Here is a 17,870-nt window from a genome sequence, read left to right as displayed (position 1 = left end):
TATAGTAAACAAAAACTTTTCTCAGTAAATATCGCAAAATGATAAAAAATTAACAGATAATAACGACTACACAATAGGGTTGAAAAAGTTGCTGTAAAGTAGCTGAAAGCCTTGTGCGCATTGACATCTGCATGGATTTAATGATAGTATTGAATTTGGCAGAACATGAGTGAAAATAAGACCGCATCGCTTTTTTTAAAGATTGAAGCGTGTATACGGAATTGTTACACTATTTCTTTTTTTTTAACACAATTTAATAAATGTGCCAAAAATAATCCAAATAAAGGTAGGAGGAAACAAAATGGCTAGAAACATGAAAACCATGGACGGTAACGAGGCTGCTGCATATGCTTCATATGCATTTACCGAAGTTGCTGCCATGTACCCTATCACCCCTTCATCTGTTATGCCTGAACATGTAGATGAGTGGGCAACAGCCGGAAAGAAAAATATTTTCGGTCGTACGGTTCAGATTACAGAGATGCAGTCTGAGGCGGGTGCAGCAGGTGCTGTACACGGATCATTGGTAGTAGGTGCTCTTACATCTACATATACCGCTTCTCAGGGTCTTCTTCTTATGATCCCTGACATCTACAAAGTTGCCGGTGAGAGACTTCCCGGAGTATTCAACGTATCGGCTCGTTGCGTAGCTTCACATGCGCTCAACATTTTTGGCGACCATTCAGACGTTTATGCTTGCCGTCAGACAGGTGCAGCAATGCTCTGTGATTCAAGCGTACAGGAAGTTATGGACTTAACACCTGTTGCTTACTGCGCAGCTATTGAAGGACGTATTCCTTTCATTAATTTCTTTGACGGATTCCGTACATCACACGAGATTCAGAAGATCGAAGTGTGGGATTACAAGGATCTTGATGAGATGGTAAATCACGATGCCATTGATGCTTTCAAGGCAAATGCTTTGAATCCCAATCATCCGTGCCAGATGGGTTCAGCTCAGAATCCCGACATTTTCTTCCAGACAAGAGAAGCTTGTAACACAGGCTATAATGAACTTCCTGACATCGTTCAGAAGTATATGGATAAAGTTAATGCCAAGATTGGTACAGACTATAAGCTCTTTAACTACTACGGAGATCCTAATGCAGAAGTGGTTATCGTTGCTATGGGTTCTGTAAACGATACAATCGAGGAGACAATCGATTACCTTGAGAAAACGGGCAAGAAGGTCGGTGTTGTAAAAGTCAGACTTTACAGACCTTTCTCAGCAAAAGCTCTTGTAGCAGCTATTCCTGATTCTGTTAAGAGAATCCAGGTTCTCGACAGAACAAAGGAGCCCGGATCATATCGTGAGCCTCTTGCTCTTGATGTTATCGCAGCTCTTAAGGGAACAAAGTTCGAGAGCGTTCCTGTATTCTGCGGACGTTATGGACTTGGTTCAAAAGATACAACTCCTGCACAGATTGTTGCAGTATTTGAGAATACAGAAAAAGAAGAGTTCACTATCGGTATCGAAGATGACGTAACAAACCTTTCACTTAAGGTTGGTGCTCCTCTTGTTACAACTCCCGAGGGAACAACAAACTGTAAGTTCTGGGGACTTGGTGCTGACGGTACTGTTGGTGCAAACAAGAACTCTATCAAGATTATCGGTGACAACACTGACATGTATGCTCAGGCATACTTTGATTATGACTCTAAGAAGTCAGGTGGTGTTACAATGTCTCACCTTAGATTTGGTAAGACTCCCATCAAGTCAACATACCTTATCAAGAAGGCAGACTTCGTAGCATGCCACAATCCTTCATATATCCGCAAGTTCAACATGGTTCAGGAAATTGTGGACGGAGGATCATTCCTTCTTAACTGCCCTTGGACAGTAGAACAGCTCGAGACTGAGATTCCCGGACAGGTTAAGAAGTTCATGTACGATCATAAGATCAACTTCTATATCATGAACGGTTCTAAGATCGGTGTTGAAGTTGGAATGGGACCTACAAGAATTAACACAATTCTTCAGTCGGCATTCTTCAACATTACAAAGATCATTCCTGAAGATGATGCAATTAAGTTCATGAAAGATGCAGCACAGAAGACATACGGCCGTAAGGGTGAAGATGTCGTTAAGAAGAACTGGGCAGCTATCGATGCCGGAGCAGATCCGAAGAACCTTATCAAGGTTGAGATTCCTGAGTCTTGGAAAGATGCCAAGGATGAAGGCCTTGACTTCAAGAAGGCTGAGGGAAGCAGAAAGGATGTTATCGACTTCGTTAATAATATCCAGACTAAGGTTAATGCTCAGGAAGGTAACAACCTTAAGGTTTCAGATTGTCTTCCTTACGTTGATGGTGCTACACCTTCAGGATCGGCTGCATACGAGAAGAGAGGTATCGCGGTTAATGTTCCTAAGTGGGATGCTACAAAGTGCGTAGAGTGTGGATTCTGTTCACTTGTATGTCCTCACGCAGCAATCCGTACAGTTGCTCTTACAGACGACGAAGTTGCTAAGGCACCTGAAGGACTTCAGACTAAGGATGTTAACGGTGTACCCGGATACAAGTTCTCAATCGTTATTTCGGCTCTTGACTGTACAGGATGCGGATCTTGCGCAAATGTATGTCTTGGAAATAAGGCAGGCGAGACACTTAAGATGGGTGCAATCGCAGATAATAAGGATGAGCAGAAGTACTTCGACTACGCTGTAACTCTTCCTGAGAAGAAAGATGTAGTTGAGAAGCTCAAAGCTACAACAATCAGAGGATCTCAGTTCAAGCAGCCTCTCCTTGAGTTCTCGGGAGCATGCGCAGGTTGTGGTGAGACACCTTACGTTAAACTTGTTACTCAGCTCTTTGGTGACAGAATGTACGTTGCAAATGCTACAGGATGTACATCAATCTGGGGTAACTCTTCACCTTCAACACCTTATACCGTAAATGCGGAAGGTCACGGACCTGCATGGGATAACTCATTGTTCGAGGACAACGCAGAGTTTGGTATGGGTATGGTACTTGCTCAGAACGCACTTCGTGATGCAATCAAAGAGCAGGTTGAGACTGTAGTAGCCGATGGCGGAAAAGCTAAGGATGCAGCTCAGAAGTGGCTTGATACATTCAGTAACGGTGCTGAGAATACAGCAGCTACAAATGAACTTATTGCAGCTCTTGAAGGCGACAATTCAGATGCAGCTAAATACATCAAGAAGAATAAAGACTTCGCAGCTAAGAAGTCACAGTGGATCTTCGGTGGTGACGGATGGGCATTCGATATCGGATTCGGTGGTCTCGACCACGTACTTGCTTCCGGTAAGGATGTAAACGTTCTCGTTGTTAACACTGAGGTTTACTCAAATACAGGCGGACAGTCATCTAAGGCTACTCCTACAGGTGCTGTTGCACAGTTCGCAGCAGGTGGAAAAGAGATTAAACAGAAAGACCTTGCTTCAATTGCTATGAGCTATGGATATGTTTACGTTGCTCAGATCGCTATGGGTGCTGATATGAACCAGACAATCAAGGCAATCTCTGAGGCTGAGGCATATCCGGGACCTTCACTTATCATCGCATATGCTCCTTGTATCAACCAGGGTCTTAAGGCCGGCATGAACAAGGTTATGGATGAAGAGAAGAAGGCTGTTGCTACAGGATATTGGGATATGTTCAGATTCAATCCTCAGGCAGACAAGAAGTTCACTCTTGATAGCAAGCCTGCTACAGAGGACTTCCAGAGCTTCCTTGACGGAGAGGTCAGATACCTTTCACTTAAGCTCAAGAATCCTGAGAGAGCAGCAGAGCTCAATGCAAAAGCAGCTGAGCATGCTAAGGAACACAGAGCATATCTTGAGAAACTTGTTTCTTTGTATGGAAATGAGTAATTCATAGAAATAGATTCTGTGAGATATAAGAAATAAAAAGAGAAGCAATTGTCATTTCGACAGTTGCTTCTCTTTTTGACACAAAAAATGCAGGAGAAAGACATTGATTTCTCCTGCATTAAATATTTACTTGTTTACTGAATTGCTGAAAGAGCCTGTACTGCGTTGCTCTTAATAACAATGGAGTAATGCTCCGATAAATATTGTTCCTCAGCACTACTTCCAAATTTTGCCGTTCCGTATTCTGTTAATAAGGAACAGATATTTTTGAAGAGATTATCTTCAAGATCACCTTGATGAAGGATCAGGTAATACTTACCTTTTGTTTCATCCTTATATAATGTGTTCTCGCCATTAAATTTCTTGCTTACAATAACCGCGAATTTGCTTGCTTCATGCAAAGAATCAAAAGAAAAAATCTGTATGCCTCTTCCTATCGGTTGGTCTTTTTTCTTGACGCTTGAAGTTTTCTCCTTAAGTTTTTTTACATCTGATGAAGTATTCCCTGCATTATAGTCCTGATACTCATTCAAGTTGCTGTGCTGCAGTCTTTTAAAGAGAGAAGAAACGTCCGCTTCCTCATTTCCGTCGTAATCTGCTTCTTCGTAATCCTCATATTCTTCATCATCAGAGTCTTCCTCGTGAACCGAAGGGGCGAAATTGGAAAATCTGGTATCCAATTCTTCAGGATCATCTACTTTAGTGATTACAAGAACGATACATTCAGAATTGATCGGTATAGCTTCTATCATAAGCGGGGTATCTTCTGCATCAAAACCGAATGCTATATTTGCTTGCTGCATCATATCTTGGAAAAGTTCTTTTGCTTTGTCGGTACCATACGCAAGTTCTGTTATCTTAAGGTCGCGTTTCGCAAGGTCATCTCTGGTAAGCGTGCATCGGATTTGGTGATCGTTGACTTTTTCTATCTTCATGATGCGTTACCTCCTGACTTTGGAATACATAGATACTAATTTATTGAGTTTTCGATGTCAATAGATGTATCGACATATTTTAAAAATAAATTCGCATCTACATAAAATCTTAAGAAATTTCGACGGTAAATCTTAAGATTTATCTGTTATGATATTTTTTGTGAGACGCCTTTCGAGGATATGAATCCGGGAAGGAGGCGATTGAGGAATTATTTATCTACTGATCTATGGTTCTGCGTTTCTTCGCAGAATGTCTTACAGATAGTTTCAAAATAAATCCCAAAAATTATTACATCACAACAGATTTGAGCATAAACAAAAGATATTGTTTACAATATCATTATACCATATATTTGCGCTGTATTTGAGCGTAGAAACAAGGGTTTGCGAAGTGGTGTCTCATACAGATTAATATACGTCAAATCATATTTGAAACGATAAAATGGTCTAGCAAGGAATTATCACAAAGAAATGACCTTTTGGCCTTCGTTTCGGATAGAATGTCCCCAAAAACTGCAATAAAAACATCAAATGAAATTTTTATAAAGAGGTTCCCGCCATAACATATACAATAAATAGTTAAATATATTGCTTTAGGGGACATTCATAATGACGTTTAGTTAATAGTCTGTTATAATAGAGGGCGATTGTAAAGGAGCTAGATAATGACAAGAAGAAATACAAGACGAAGACCAAGCCCCAATTCGAGAAGAAGATCCGGGTCAAGATCCCGATCCAGGAGAGGATCCCGCAGAAGACCAAGAAGGAGATTTAATCCGGCGGTTTTTATAATCGCCCTTATTTTAATTTTAGGAGCAGTTTTCGTAGTTCAAAGTGGAGAAGATTTAGATTCACTTGTTCATATGTTTTCATATAGTAATAAAAAAGCAGATCTTAAAGCCTATTTTGATATAAAGGGTAAAGATGACGTTGCAATCGTACTCGGTGATGAGTACATAGAGAAAAGAGCAAAGCTCTGGGACGGCGAATACTATGTAGATCTTGAAGTTATCCGTAACAACATTAATCCTAAGTTCTACTACAGTAAAGAAGACGGTACGCTGAAGTATACAACTCCGGATACCATTATTACTTCTAATATAGGAGAAAACAGTTGGACGGATTCAAACGGCGGAGCCGGAGAAGAGAAATACGTTATCTCCAAAGAGGGAGACGATACCCTCTATGTTGCGCTTGAGTATGTGAAAAAATACAGTAATTTTGCATATGAAGCATTTACAGAGCCTAATCACATACAGCTTACGACAAAATGGGATGAACAGGCTGTTGCTACCATCGCAAGAAGGACCGATCTTAGAGTAAAGGGCGGCCCTAAGAGTGATGTCCTTAGAAGGCTTAATAAAGGCGAAGAAGTCGTACTTCTTGAAGAGTTTGAGAACTGGATTCAGGTAAAGAGTGCAGATTCGCTCATAGGTTATATAGAGAAAAAGAAACTTAAGGATCCCAAAAAAGTAACACCCGAGCCTGTTACGGATTATCAGGAACCTGAGTATACGAGAATCAAGAAAGATCATCTGATCAATCTTGCGTTCCACAGCATCGGAAGTGAAGCAGGAAATGCAACACTTACAGATTATATATCCAATACAAAGGGAATTAATGTAATAGCGCCACAGTGGCTTTATTTTGAAGATGCAGAAGGAACGGTTGGAAGTATCGGATCGGCAGACTATGTCAAGGAAGCACATGCAGCGGGAATGGATGTGTGGGTTATTTTTGATGATATGAAAAATAATGATAAGTTCAAACTTATGGAGCTTCTTCCTTATGCGGAGAAAAGAGCTAAGATAATAAAGGAAGCTTTGGCACAGGTTGCTCTTTTGGGTGCAGATGGCTTAAACCTTGATTTTGAGAGTATTTTATCCGAAGAGAAATCACAGCCGTTTATTGAGTTTGTACGAGAAATGTCGATTGCGTGCAGACAACAGGGAATAGTATTTTCTATTGATAACTATTATCCTATTTACAATAAGTTCATGAATATAAAAGAACAGGGCGTAGTTGCGGATTACATCATATTGATGGGATATGATGAACATACAGACGGTGGAGAACCCGGACCCAACTCTTCCATAGGTTTCGTTGAGCAGGGTCTTGATCTTGTTCTTCAGGATGTGGATCCTTCGAAAGTTATAAATGCAGTGCCGTTCTATTCACGTGCATGGCAGGAAAAAGACGGAAAATACGGAAGTTATGTTCAACATATGAAGAATGTGCAAGAATATCTTTCAACCAATGGAATATCGGTTTCATGGGATGAAGAAGCAGGCCAGAATTACGGTGAAGGTACGACAAAAGACGGCAGTCCTTGTAAGATATGGGTTGAAGATTCGCAGTCTATTGCCAAGAAGATAGAGGCAATGAAAGCGAGAAATATTGCGGGAATTGCCGAGTGGGCAATCGGACAGGAATCCAGTGATGTCTGGGATGTTATCACAAGTTATACAGAGGGACAGTAAGTTGGAAACTGAGCTGGTAGTAATAGACGAGAATAATATTAATGCCGAGGCAGAAAATGCAATAAAGCGAGCCGGAGAAGTAATAAGAAGAGGCGGACTTGTGGCATTTCCGACTGAGACAGTATACGGACTGGGCGGAGACGCCCTTAACCCCGAATCTTCCAAAAAGATATACGCGGCTAAGGGAAGACCGTCTGACAATCCGCTTATAGTTCACATTGCAGATATTAAGGATTTAGAATTAATAACAGACGGTGTTTCGGAGGCGGCCCTAAAGCTTGCCAAGGCTTATTGGCCCGGACCTCTTACCATGATAATGAATAAGAGTGATAAAGTTCCGCTTGAGACAACGGGCGGACTTGGAACGGTGGCCATAAGGATGCCGAACAATAAGATCGCGCTTGAACTTATTAAGGCTTCGGGCGGATATATTGCGGCACCGAGTGCAAATACGTCGGGACGTCCAAGCCCTACGGTTGCGAGATACTGTGTCGAAGATCTTGGCGGAAAGATTGAGATGATAATAGACGGAGGCCAGGTCGGAATAGGACTTGAGTCTACAATCGTCGATCTTACATCGGAGGTTCCGATGATCTTAAGGCCGGGATATATAACCGCAGATATGATAGAGAAAGTGCTTGGAGAAGTAACCATAGATAAGACTATCATAGACAGTTCTTCAAACCTTAAGCCCAAGGCACCCGGAATGAAGTACAAGCACTATGCGCCGAAGGGCAATCTTACTATAGTAAGCGGCCCGCAGGATAAAGTTGTTGAATATATTAACGGTGAGACAAAAAAGGCTATGGAAGAAGGAAAGAGAACCGGAGTAATAGGTACCGATTCAACAACTTCTTTATACAAAGCCGATACGGTCAAAAGTCTCGGAAATAGAGAAGATGAAAAGACAATAGCTCATGAGTTGTTTAAAGCGCTCAGAGAATTTGATGATGAAGGCATAGACGTTATGTTTTCGGAATCGTTTGATGACAGCGGAATAGGTCAGGCCATTATGAACAGGCTCTTAAAAGCCGCCGGACATAATGTGATATCCTTATAAAGGATTTGTATTATAATATGAAAAGAGGAAACAGGCATGATAGCACTTGGAAGCGATCACGGTGGATATGACCTTAAAGAGGTTGTAAAAGAGCATTTACAGAAAAGGGGATTCGAAGTAAAAGATTTTGGTACATACAGTAAAGAATCCTGTGATTATCCCGATTTTGGAAGAGCGGCAGCAGAAGCTGTGGCAAGCGGGGAATGTGAAAAAGGAATTGTTATCTGCACGACGGGAATAGGTATTTCTATTGTTGCAAATAAAGTTAAAGGTATAAGATGTGCTCTTTGCTCAGAGACAACATCAGCCAGACTTACAAGAGAACACAATGATGCAAACATGCTTGCTATGGGAGGCGGACTCGTAGGAAATCTGCTTGCTCTCGAGATAGTTGATACATTTCTTGATACGGAATTTTCTGAGATGGAGAAGCACAGTCGCAGAATTTCAAAAATTGAGGAATAAGTAATAGGGGCTCTTAGGCTAGGAGGACAGCATGGGAAAAGTTGTTATAATGGATCATCCTCTGATTCAGCATAAGATTGGATATATCAGAAGGATTGATACGGGAACCAAGGACTTTAGACAGACAATAAGCGAAATAGCAATGCTTATTTGTTACGAAGCGACAAGAGAACTGCAGTTACATGATGTTGAGATTGAAACACCTATATGCAAGACAACGGTTAAGGAACTAAAGGGCAGAAAACTCTGCGTAGTTCCTATTTTGCGTGCAGGCCTTGGAATGGTTGACGGCATGCTTGCTCTTATTCCTGCAGCTAAGGTTGGACATATCGGATTATACAGAGATCCGGAGACACTTAAACCTGTGGAATATTATTGTAAGATGCCTGCAGATGTTTCAGAGAGAGAAATATTTGTGGTAGATCCGATGCTTGCTACAGGAGGTTCTTCTGTTGCAGCTATAAATATGCTTAAAGAAAAAGGATGCAAGCACATTCATTTTATGTGTATAATTGCTGCTCCCGAGGGGCTTAAAGCAATGCAGGAAGCGCATCCTGATGTTGATATTTATGTCGGCGCTTTGGATGAAAAGCTGAATGAACATGGCTACATTGTTCCGGGACTTGGAGATGCGGGAGACAGAATATTTGGAACCAAATAAGGAGCAGACATGAAGAGAGAAGACTATATATCATGGGATGAATATTTCATGGGAGTTGCCAAGCTTGCAGCTATGAGATCAAAAGATCCAAACACACAGGTTGGCAGTTGCATAGTCAGTGAGGATAACAACATTCTTTCCATGGGATACAACGGATTTCCAAAGGGATGTTCAGATGAGGATTTCCCATGGGAACGCGACGGAGAGGATGAACTTTCAACTAAGTATCCGTTTGTAACTCACAGTGAGCTCAACGCCATTTTAAATTACAGAGGCGGAAGCCTCGTCGGAGCAAAGCTCTATGTATCTCTTTTTCCTTGCAACGAATGTGCAAAAGCAATCATTCAGGCAGGGATAAAGACGGTTGTATATGACAGCGACAAATATGAATCTTCCGCGACAACAAGAGCATCAAAAAAGATGTTTGATGCAGCGGGCGTCAGATATTACAAATATGAACGAAGCGGAAGAGATATAAAGATTACTATCTGATCAAGAGTTTTATCATTCTTGCTCTGATATGATCTTTTCGATGGGCGCTGTCAGTGAGCATATGCCATTTTCGTAGATTTCGTTAAGGAGTCTGTTCAGGGAGAGCAGACTCTTTTTGAGCAAAGACTCATCGATAAGCTTTTTTTCAAAAGCTTCGGACAATTCATCGAGATCGTCAATCTTCATCTTGCCGTCTGGAAAGACTATGACATCGGCAAGAAGATCAATCACGGTAAGTGTATTAGATTCAGTATCGCGGTCATAGGTTATAATGTCAAAGTACCAACGCGAAAGGGTGTTATCTGCTTTCAGAAATTTGCTGATCTTGTATCCTTCTTTGAAGTAATAGCAGGAATAGCCGTTGCAGATATCAGATCTTTTTTTAAGAGCTTTCCATTTGGTGATCATGACAGATTCGTCAAGCTTAAGAATCTCGTCATTCTTAAGTTCAACGCATTCATCCGGTATGAAACGTTTTCGATATAGAATAGGATAATTCATATGTGTCCTTTCCATATTGATGATTATATTATGAAAATCTTACTATTATTAAATTTGAAAGTCAATTATGCGTGATAATACAATCAAAAAAACAACTATAAAAATTGCATATTTTTTTGGCCTTCTGATTATATCAATATTCGTTATCAGCAAATTATCCAATATTGATAAGGCTGATATGACTGCGAAGATGTCTCCGGCATCACTTCCCGTCATAACCATGCAGAGCGGTGACAAAGAGGTTAATCCTCTTCACGGATATCTGTCGGAGGTTAATGCCAACTACGTAAGAGGAACGGTCTGGCCGATAAATTCGGATCGTACAATGTCTTTTAAGATCAATACTTTCGGACAAAAGATATCGAATGTCGGATTTGAACTCAGAAATATAGGTAAGGACAACAGACTTATCGCAGATGAGGATCAGACCGAATTCAAAGAGCATGAAAATACCATTGATTGCAAGATTCAGCTTGCTCCTGTTGCGGACCTTATTTTGGCCGGAAGAGAGTATATGCTTGTAATAAAGGTTGAGCTCAACAACGCGGTTGCAAAGTACTATACGAGAATAGTCTGGACCGAAGGTGATGAGACAAGGTACAACATTGATAATGAGATAGATTTTATAACAGGTTTTTCCGAGGCTACGTTCGATAAGGAAAGAGCGAAAGCCGAGTATGCCAAGTATTTGGAAACAGATAAGGATAAAGAGAAAAATGACACTTTTTCAAGGGTTAATCTGCACAGCAGTTTTGATCAGGTAACCTGGGGAAGTCTTCTTGATAAGAGCCTTGCGGATAACAAGAGTAAGAGTGCCACCGTTTTTGGAAAAGATAAAGACAAAGAAGAAGCGGTTGATGTCAGAATCACGGATCATACCAAGCCTCAGATATATGTAAATGATATACAGAGTGACATCGGAACTTATAAGCTCCAGTACAGAGTGACCACGCAGGAAGGTGAAGACAGCAGGCTGTATAATGTTACGGAAGTCTATAGGGTAAAGTGGACAAAGAAGAGACCGTTCATTTTAAATTTCGAGAGAAAGATGAACTGTATTTTTGATACATCTTCTTATTCTGTCGGAAAGAATTCAATTACGCTCGGAATCTGCAGTCCTGATTTTGAATTTAAGGAGAGCGGCGGAGTAAGCGAAGGCGGAAGCGTTTTTGCATTTGTAAGTGAGAACAGGCTTTTTTCCTATAATAATGTTGATGGACGACTTGCATATATTTTTGGATTCTATGATAAAGAAAATGATGATATAAGAGCTAACTGGGATAATAACGAGGTAAAGATCCTTAATGTTGATGAAGACGGAGATGTGAGATTTGTTGTTGCAGGTTACATGAACCGCGGAATACATGAAGGAAGAGTCGGTATAGCAGTGTATAACTACAGTGCTTCTTTGAATGCTGTGGAGGAACAGGCATTTATTGAGTGCGGACAGGCAGCAGAGATCATTGAAGATTGCGTGGAAACACTTGCTTATGTAAATGACAGCAACACCTTTTATATAATGCTTGATCAGAATATCTATGAGGTCAATCTTACAGACAGGACTTATAATCTTGTCGTTGAGGATATAGGTGAAGGTTCATATAAGATTTCTGAATCGGAGGGAACCATAGCCTGGCAGGGAGATGATCTGACAAGATTTGATGTAATGAATCTTGATACGAAGATAAAAGAAGAAATAACGGCTGAAAATGGCGAAAAAGTAATCCTTATGGGATTTAGGGGCGAAGACTTTGTGTATGGATTCGTAAGGGCAGAAGATGAAGCCAAGGATCAGCTTGGAAATCCGTTATATCTGATGCATAGAATACAGGTTCATAACATGTCAGCCATGCAGGAAGGCAGCAAGCCTCTGGATGACAGAGAGGTTCCGAGTGAATACGGATATGTTACGGGTATCAAGAAAATTGGTAAGCAGATTAATTTCTACTGTGTAAAAAAGAATGAAAACGGTGAATATGAGAGTACCGATGAGCTTGGAATGGAGCATGAGTATGTTTTCAATTATACTCAGGAAGACAAAGCGGTCAGAAACAAAGTAACACAGGTTGCGGTTGATGAATACGAGAAGATTGTACAGATCGGTACCAAAAATGAAGTAAAGCCAAATCAGATAAAAGTTCTCACACCAAATCAGATTCTGTTTGAGGAAAGCAGAAACGTCGATGTGGAGCTCAAGCGAGATGCGGGAAAAAATCCTTTTTATTATGTGTATGATATGAAAGGAAAGGCTAAAGTGTACACGGATTCTGCAAAGGCTGTTAAGGATGCCGAGCTTAATTCTGGTGCGGTTGTCGGAGATACCAATAATTATATTTGGAGAAAGGGCGACAGGCTTTCACAAAATCGTATTGTTTCGCTTACAGAGAAGATTGAGAACTATGAGGGCATTACGACAAAGAATCCCACAGCGGTTTGTATCGATCTTATTCTGTACCACTATGGCGGCAGAAATATGGATGTTGAGTCTTCTCTTGCAAGCGGAAACAGTGTTGAGGATATTTTGAAGGCGCAGTTTACCGATGCAAATATTGTCAGGCTTGACGGCTGTACGCTTGATACAGTTTTGTACTACATAAGTAAGGGACTTCCGATAATGGCATTTTTGGAAAATGATGATGCGGTATTGCTTCTTGGATATGACAGTCAGAACATTGATTATCTCGATCCGAGATTGGGAAAAATTCAGAAGCTTGGAATGACCGATGCCAAAGATCTTTTTGCTAAAAACGGAAATCATTTCATTACTTATGTGCCTAATGAAAAATAAGCAAAGTTTTCTGAAAAAACATATTTAAGACACAGGATTTTCACTTTAGTGTTGCAGAATAGCTTAATATGGCTAGGAAAAAGAAGAAAAAAACCAAACTGACTGCACACTACAAAAAAATTATGGCTTTGCTTTCGCTGATCTGTGCGGTATATTTTTCCGTTTATTATCCGGAATTATTACCCGAAGCAAATGTTTCAAACAGTGTAAGTGAAGAGACCGATTTTTCAGGAGAAGCCTCGGTAGAGGTAAATGGAAATAAACCTACATTTACCGAGGATGAGATTGTTGATCAATCGTTTGAAAAATACGGTGAACAAGATTCTCTCGGAAGGTGTACTACAGCAGTCGCCTGTGTTGGGCAGGATATTATGCCGACCGAAAAGCGAGAATCTATTGCAAGGATCAAGCCCACCGGCTGGAAGCAGAATAAGTATCCGGGAGTGGTAAGATCAAAACCTCCGTACTTGTACAACAGATGTCATCTTATAGGATTTCAGTTGACCGGAGAGAATGATAATGACAAGAACTTCGTGACGGGAACAAGATACTTGAACGTGGATGGGATGCTTCCGTATGAGAATATGGTCGCGTCATATGTAAAGGAGAGTGGTAATCACGTAATGTATCGAGTTACACCTGTATTTGAAGGTGATAACCTCTTATGCAGTGGAGTAAATATTGAGGCACTGTCCGTTGAAGATGGCGGAGCGGGAATATGCTTTAATGTATTTTGTTATAACGTTCAGCCCGGAGTTGTGCTTAATTACGCTGACGGAAGCAATTGGCTTGAAGAACAGACATAAATAGCAATTTGGAAATAAATATAGAAAGAAGATAGGATAGAAATATGGAGATAGGTTCTTTTGATCTAGAACTTATCTCCATTTACGTTATCTTGATTGAAATCAGAATCCAAGGCTGTCATTTACAAGGATGACGTGGATTCTCTCCGCGTGTCTGGAAAAACGTGTTACGAGGAACTGGCAACAAATTGTGTCAGGTGACTTGCAGTCCATGCATGAACCTGTTTTGCAGCATGGTGTGCTAAGACCAAAGCGCTGGGCGTTTATAGGTGCTGCGACGTTCCTTGCTCTTTTAAGGGCACTGTCGACATCCGGGCATACTTTGTTCATGCCGACAATAAACACAACCTTCTTAGGTCCCTGAGCTATTGCCGATACACGGTTAGCGTTGCCGTCGATGTTGACAAGAATACCGTCTTCCGTAATGGCGTTGGCGCTTGAGAGAAAGACATCTGCATCGTATGCTGCAAGCATAGCTGCACGTTTATCTTCATATTCGTCTCGGTCTATGAAGTTGTAGTTGCCTTCTTTGAGCTCTTTTACAAGACCAATCTCGTGTGCGCTCATTGCGCCGCCCATAGTAACGCTTGAACCTGTAGGAATCAGAACCATGGCAAGCTTAAGAGCTTCTTCTTTGGAAGATGCGAAATAGCCGCTCATATTTCTTGATTCAAGACCTTTAATAACTTTCTGGGCAAGAAGGGTATTTCTTTTTGTAATGTTTTCGTTTATTGCCATAGAAACCTCCTTAGTAGTACATCATATACGTAATTATATTACAACGGAAAAACTGATAAAAGCATTAAAGAACTCATACACAGTTTAAAGTCATGTTATTATATTTTTGTGGAAAACCGATCAAAGCGAGGATGAGATTGTGGATAAAAAAGCAGATGCGGTAATATTTGATCTTGACGGTACATTAACGGATACGGAGAAGTATTATCAGACAGCGTGGCCAAAGGCGCTTGAACACTTTGGATATAAAATGGAAAAAGAAAAAGCACTGGAGCTTAGATCACTCGGAAGACCTTTTGCACCTGCAAAATTCAAGGAATGGTACGGCGAAGACTTTGATTACATGAAAGTGAGAGAGTACAGAAAAAGTCTTGTTGAAGAGCTTATAAGGGAGAGTGGGATACCGCTTAAGCCCGGGGCAAAAGAGATACTTACATGGCTTCGTGAAAATGGCATACTTACGTGCATTGCTACCGCCAATGACTATGAAAGAACAGAGCGTTATCTGAAAAAAATAGGTCTCTTTGAGTATTTTGATAAGATAATATGTGCAAATATGGTGGAAAAAGGAAAACCTGCACCTGATATATATTCATATGCGTGTAAGGAGCTTGGCTTGCCTCCCGATAGGACATTTGCGGTTGAGGATTCACCAAACGGAGTAACAAGTGCATACAGGGCAGGGTGCAAAGTTATTATGATTCCCGACCTCACACAGCCGGACAGTGAGCTTGAAAAACTCCTATATAAGAAATTAGATTCCCTGATACAGATAAAAGAACTGCTTAGTTGAATATCTTTCAACTAAGCAGTATTTTCATAACATTGGAAATTGCTATTTAAATTAAATAAGAAATTTCTAAATTGATCAGATTTTCTTCTCTGCTTCAAGTGAAGCTCTGAGCTCACCACTGTTATATCTCTCAATAATGCTGTTGATTCTCTCAACAGGATTGAGAAGATCGCTGATAGAAGCATCGTGGTTAAGAGTATCGATAAGGTAAGCGATATACTTACTCATATCACAGCTAATGTACCATTCACGTGAGAGAAGCTCAGGTGTCTGGTAGATAAGGTTTGTTGTGAATACTTTATCTATAATGCCGTTCTTGTATGCTTCGTCAAATACATCGAGTCCGCCTGTAAAGAGACCAAATGTTGAGAAAGCATAGATTCTAGCTGCCTTGCGCTCTTTAAGTGCTTTTGCAACATCAAGTAAGCTTTCGCCTGATGAAATCATGTCGTCAACGATGATAACGGATTTTCCTTCAACACTTGTTCCGAGGAACTCATGTGAAACGATGGGATTTCTTCCGTTTACAACCTGTGTATAATCGCGACGCTTGTAGAACATTCCCACATCGAGACCGAGCACGCTTGCAAGATAGATTGCACGGCTCATTCCGCCCTCATCCGGACTGATTACCATCATGTTGTCTGAATCGATCTTAAGATCCCAGACATTTCTAAGAAGTGCTTTGATAAACTGATATGTTGTTCTAACGGTTTCAAAACCGTTAAGAGGAATAGCATTCTGTACTCTCGGATCGTGAGCATCAAAAGTGATGATGTTATCAACGCCCATGCTTACAAGTTCCTGAAGTGCGATAGCACAATCAAGAGATTCTCTGGAATTTCTCTTGTGCTGTCTTGATTCGTAGAGGAAAGGCATAATAACGGTAATTCTTCTGGCTTTTCCACCTACAGCAGCGATAATTCTCTTAAGATCCTGATAATGATCATCAGGAGACATGTGATTTTCTCTGCCAAACATTGAGTATGTCTGTGAATAGTTACATACGTCTACAAGGAGAAAGAGGTCATCTCCACGAACGGAAGTTTTAATAACACCTTTTGCTTCACCTGTTCCGAATCTCGGTACCTCTGCTTCAAGGATATAAGATGGTCTCTCATAACCTGTAAAGGCTAAGCTTCCTTTGTGTTCGTTTTCTCTTTCGGCTCTCCATTTTACGAGATAGTAATCAACCTTTTCAGCCAAGGTCTTAACACCTTTTAATGGAATGATTCCCAACGAACCAACGGGAATTGTTTCCAGATTACGTTTCTCTTCTTTTTTAGGCATTACTGAAAATCCTCACTTTCTTTTATGGCAATCTTTTTGATTTTCCTGATGTCTGGACCGGAGAGTTTTAGCAGCTTATAGTTGCTTGCAACTCTTGAAAAAATTCGATCCGAATATATAATCTGAACTTCTTCCAAAGACAGATTAGTGTTAATGATCGTTGACTTCTTGCGAAGATCTCGTTCATTTAAGCATGCAAAAAGTTCGGAAGACACGAAACTGTTTGTGCGCTCCGTACCAAGATCGTCTATTATAAGAAGTTCACAGTTATAGATATCATCATAGATTCCGCGAAGTTCTTGCTTGTTCTTGTAGTCAAATGAATTTTCTGCCAGAAGTTCAAACAAGCCCGATGAGCTGAAATATATCACTGAATGACCTTTTTTTAGCAGCTCATTGGCAACACAAGTTGACAGGAATGATTTGCCAACACCCACTGTACCATAAATGAAAAGATTTTGGTAGTCAGAGTTGAAAGAGTTTACAAAAAGTTCAGCGGTCTTTAGCGCACCGCGGAATCTCTGCAGATCGTCGCCCTGATAATATTTTTCATTTACTAGTTTGAAGTTGGCTGTTTTGGCCATTTCTTTGAGATTTGATCTATCGTAGAGCTTTTCAATTATCTTTTGTTTGAAACAGTGACACTTTTCGTTGCCGATATAGCCAGTATCCTTGCAATGAGGGCAGGAGTAGCCCATATCTAGATAGTCATCTGAAAAGCCGGATTCAATAAGAAGTAATTTTTTTTGACGGGCGAGTTCTGCGAGTTGATGCCTTAGTATCGAACGGTCAAGTCTCTCGCCTGAAAGAAGTCTTTTGCCGAAATCAACGCTGATAGTAGAGGACTTATCCTCAAGTTCTTTGTAACCGGGGATGCTTTCATAAACGGAGCGCTTACGCTCCTCGAGTTCCTGTCTGTGAAGAGAGCGCATCTCTTCATAAGTGTGCATTATTTCATCGAATTGCGCGTTGGTCAATGCCATTTGTTCATACCTTTCCAAAATCAGCAAATGCATAACGTTACAGTAT

The 17,870-nt window shown here is 40.7% G+C and carries 14 protein-coding genes; 9 read left to right on the top strand and 5 right to left on the bottom strand.

Features of this window, described 5'->3' with window-relative positions:
* The first annotated feature begins 301 nt into the window (after positions 1–301).
* The gene (gene nifJ / locus BLP87_RS05820) at positions 302–3,832 is read left to right on the top strand and encodes a pyruvate:ferredoxin (flavodoxin) oxidoreductase (protein WP_074461847.1); all 3,531 of its coding nucleotides are present in this window, start codon (positions 302–304) and stop codon (positions 3,830–3,832) included.
* A 134-nt stretch (positions 3,833–3,966) separates the two neighbouring features.
* Here nifJ and BLP87_RS05815 read toward each other — a convergent pair whose 3' ends face one another.
* Entirely contained in the window at positions 3,967–4,767 is an 801-nt protein-coding gene (locus tag BLP87_RS05815) for an adaptor protein MecA (protein ID WP_074461846.1), read from the bottom strand.
* A gap of 863 nt (positions 4,768–5,630) precedes the next feature.
* Between BLP87_RS05815 and BLP87_RS05810 the strand changes: the two genes are divergently transcribed.
* Genes BLP87_RS05810 through BLP87_RS05790 form a run of 5 tightly spaced genes read left to right on the top strand, consistent with a single transcriptional unit; the run spans position 5,631 to position 9,925 of the window.
* Positions 5,631–7,247: a glycosyl hydrolase family 18 protein gene (locus BLP87_RS05810; protein WP_176756608.1), complete on the top strand. Its 1,617-nt coding sequence runs from the start codon at positions 5,631–5,633 to the stop codon at positions 7,245–7,247.
* A 1-nt stretch (position 7,248) separates the two neighbouring features.
* Positions 7,249–8,307 carry an L-threonylcarbamoyladenylate synthase gene (locus tag BLP87_RS05805; RefSeq protein WP_074461845.1) on the top strand — a complete coding sequence of 353 codons (1,059 nt, stop codon included), beginning with the start codon at positions 7,249–7,251 and terminating at the stop codon, positions 8,305–8,307.
* A 36-nt stretch (positions 8,308–8,343) separates the two neighbouring features.
* On the top strand, positions 8,344–8,772 hold the full coding sequence (rpiB, locus tag BLP87_RS05800) for a ribose 5-phosphate isomerase B (RefSeq protein WP_074461844.1): 429 nt from the start codon (positions 8,344–8,346) through the stop codon (positions 8,770–8,772).
* Between the two features lie 31 nt (positions 8,773–8,803).
* Positions 8,804–9,433, top strand: coding sequence for a uracil phosphoribosyltransferase (gene upp, locus BLP87_RS05795; RefSeq protein ID WP_074461843.1), 630 nt, complete (start codon positions 8,804–8,806; stop codon positions 9,431–9,433).
* A gap of 9 nt (positions 9,434–9,442) precedes the next feature.
* Positions 9,443–9,925 (top strand): deoxycytidylate deaminase, encoded by a 483-nt coding sequence (locus BLP87_RS05790; protein WP_074461842.1) that lies wholly within the window; start codon positions 9,443–9,445, stop codon positions 9,923–9,925.
* A 12-nt stretch (positions 9,926–9,937) separates the two neighbouring features.
* On the opposite strand, the gene BLP87_RS05785 is transcribed toward BLP87_RS05790, so the two are convergent.
* Positions 9,938–10,426: a ribonuclease FAU-1 family protein gene (locus tag BLP87_RS05785; protein WP_074461841.1), complete on the bottom strand. Its 489-nt coding sequence runs from the start codon at positions 10,424–10,426 to the stop codon at positions 9,938–9,940.
* Between the two features lie 67 nt (positions 10,427–10,493).
* Here BLP87_RS05785 and BLP87_RS05780 point away from each other — a divergent pair, with 67 nt between their 5' ends.
* Entirely contained in the window at positions 10,494–13,214 is a 2,721-nt protein-coding gene (locus tag BLP87_RS05780; RefSeq protein WP_074461840.1) for a hypothetical protein, read from the top strand.
* Between the two features lie 68 nt (positions 13,215–13,282).
* Positions 13,283–14,020: a DNA/RNA non-specific endonuclease gene (locus BLP87_RS05775; protein ID WP_083334495.1), complete on the top strand. Its 738-nt coding sequence runs from the start codon at positions 13,283–13,285 to the stop codon at positions 14,018–14,020.
* A gap of 102 nt (positions 14,021–14,122) precedes the next feature.
* Here BLP87_RS05775 and BLP87_RS05770 read toward each other — a convergent pair whose 3' ends face one another.
* Complete coding sequence (locus BLP87_RS05770; RefSeq protein WP_074461875.1) at positions 14,123–14,752, bottom strand: lactate utilization protein; 630 nt, start codon at positions 14,750–14,752, stop codon at positions 14,123–14,125.
* Between the two features lie 145 nt (positions 14,753–14,897).
* On the opposite strand from BLP87_RS05770, the gene BLP87_RS05765 reads away from it, so the two are divergent.
* Positions 14,898–15,551, top strand: a complete 654-nt coding sequence (locus BLP87_RS05765) for an HAD family hydrolase (protein ID WP_074461839.1) — start codon at positions 14,898–14,900, stop codon at positions 15,549–15,551.
* A gap of 75 nt (positions 15,552–15,626) precedes the next feature.
* Here BLP87_RS05765 and BLP87_RS05760 read toward each other — a convergent pair whose 3' ends face one another.
* Positions 15,627–16,841 (bottom strand): ribose-phosphate pyrophosphokinase, encoded by a 1,215-nt coding sequence (locus BLP87_RS05760; RefSeq protein ID WP_074461838.1) that lies wholly within the window; start codon positions 16,839–16,841, stop codon positions 15,627–15,629.
* Entirely contained in the window at positions 16,841–17,824 is a 984-nt protein-coding gene (locus BLP87_RS05755) for an ATP-binding protein (RefSeq protein WP_074461837.1), read from the bottom strand. Before BLP87_RS05755 ends, BLP87_RS05760 begins: the two co-directional genes overlap by 1 nt.
* Between the last annotated feature and the right edge of the window lie 46 nt (positions 17,825–17,870).

The sequence above is a fragment of the Butyrivibrio hungatei genome (genome assembly GCF_900101605.1).
Taxonomy (GTDB): domain Bacteria; phylum Bacillota; class Clostridia; order Lachnospirales; family Lachnospiraceae; genus Butyrivibrio; species Butyrivibrio hungatei_B.
The sequence above is the reverse complement of the archived record's forward strand: the minus strand, read 5'-3'. Positions and strand labels throughout refer to the sequence as shown.

What these genes read in the sequence shown, in the direction of transcription:
- nifJ (WP_074461847.1), top strand. Translation starts at nt 302, where the DNA reads ATGGCTAGAAACATGAAAACCATGGACGGTAACGAGGCTGCTGCATAT.
- BLP87_RS05760 (WP_074461838.1), bottom strand. Translation starts at nt 16,841, where the DNA reads ATGCCTAAAAAAGAAGAGAAACGTAATCTGGAAACAATTCCCGTTGGT.
- BLP87_RS05775 (WP_083334495.1), top strand. Translation starts at nt 13,283, where the DNA reads ATGGCTAGGAAAAAGAAGAAAAAAACCAAACTGACTGCACACTACAAA.
- rpiB (WP_074461844.1), top strand. Translation starts at nt 8,344, where the DNA reads ATGATAGCACTTGGAAGCGATCACGGTGGATATGACCTTAAAGAGGTT.
- BLP87_RS05810 (WP_176756608.1), top strand. Translation starts at nt 5,631, where the DNA reads ATGTTTTCATATAGTAATAAAAAAGCAGATCTTAAAGCCTATTTTGAT.
- BLP87_RS05790 (WP_074461842.1), top strand. Translation starts at nt 9,443, where the DNA reads ATGAAGAGAGAAGACTATATATCATGGGATGAATATTTCATGGGAGTT.
- BLP87_RS05755 (WP_074461837.1), bottom strand. Translation starts at nt 17,824, where the DNA reads ATGGCATTGACCAACGCGCAATTCGATGAAATAATGCACACTTATGAA.
- BLP87_RS05815 (WP_074461846.1), bottom strand. Translation starts at nt 4,767, where the DNA reads ATGAAGATAGAAAAAGTCAACGATCACCAAATCCGATGCACGCTTACC.
- BLP87_RS05780 (WP_074461840.1), top strand. Translation starts at nt 10,494, where the DNA reads ATGCGTGATAATACAATCAAAAAAACAACTATAAAAATTGCATATTTT.
- BLP87_RS05785 (WP_074461841.1), bottom strand. Translation starts at nt 10,426, where the DNA reads ATGAATTATCCTATTCTATATCGAAAACGTTTCATACCGGATGAATGC.
- upp (WP_074461843.1), top strand. Translation starts at nt 8,804, where the DNA reads ATGGGAAAAGTTGTTATAATGGATCATCCTCTGATTCAGCATAAGATT.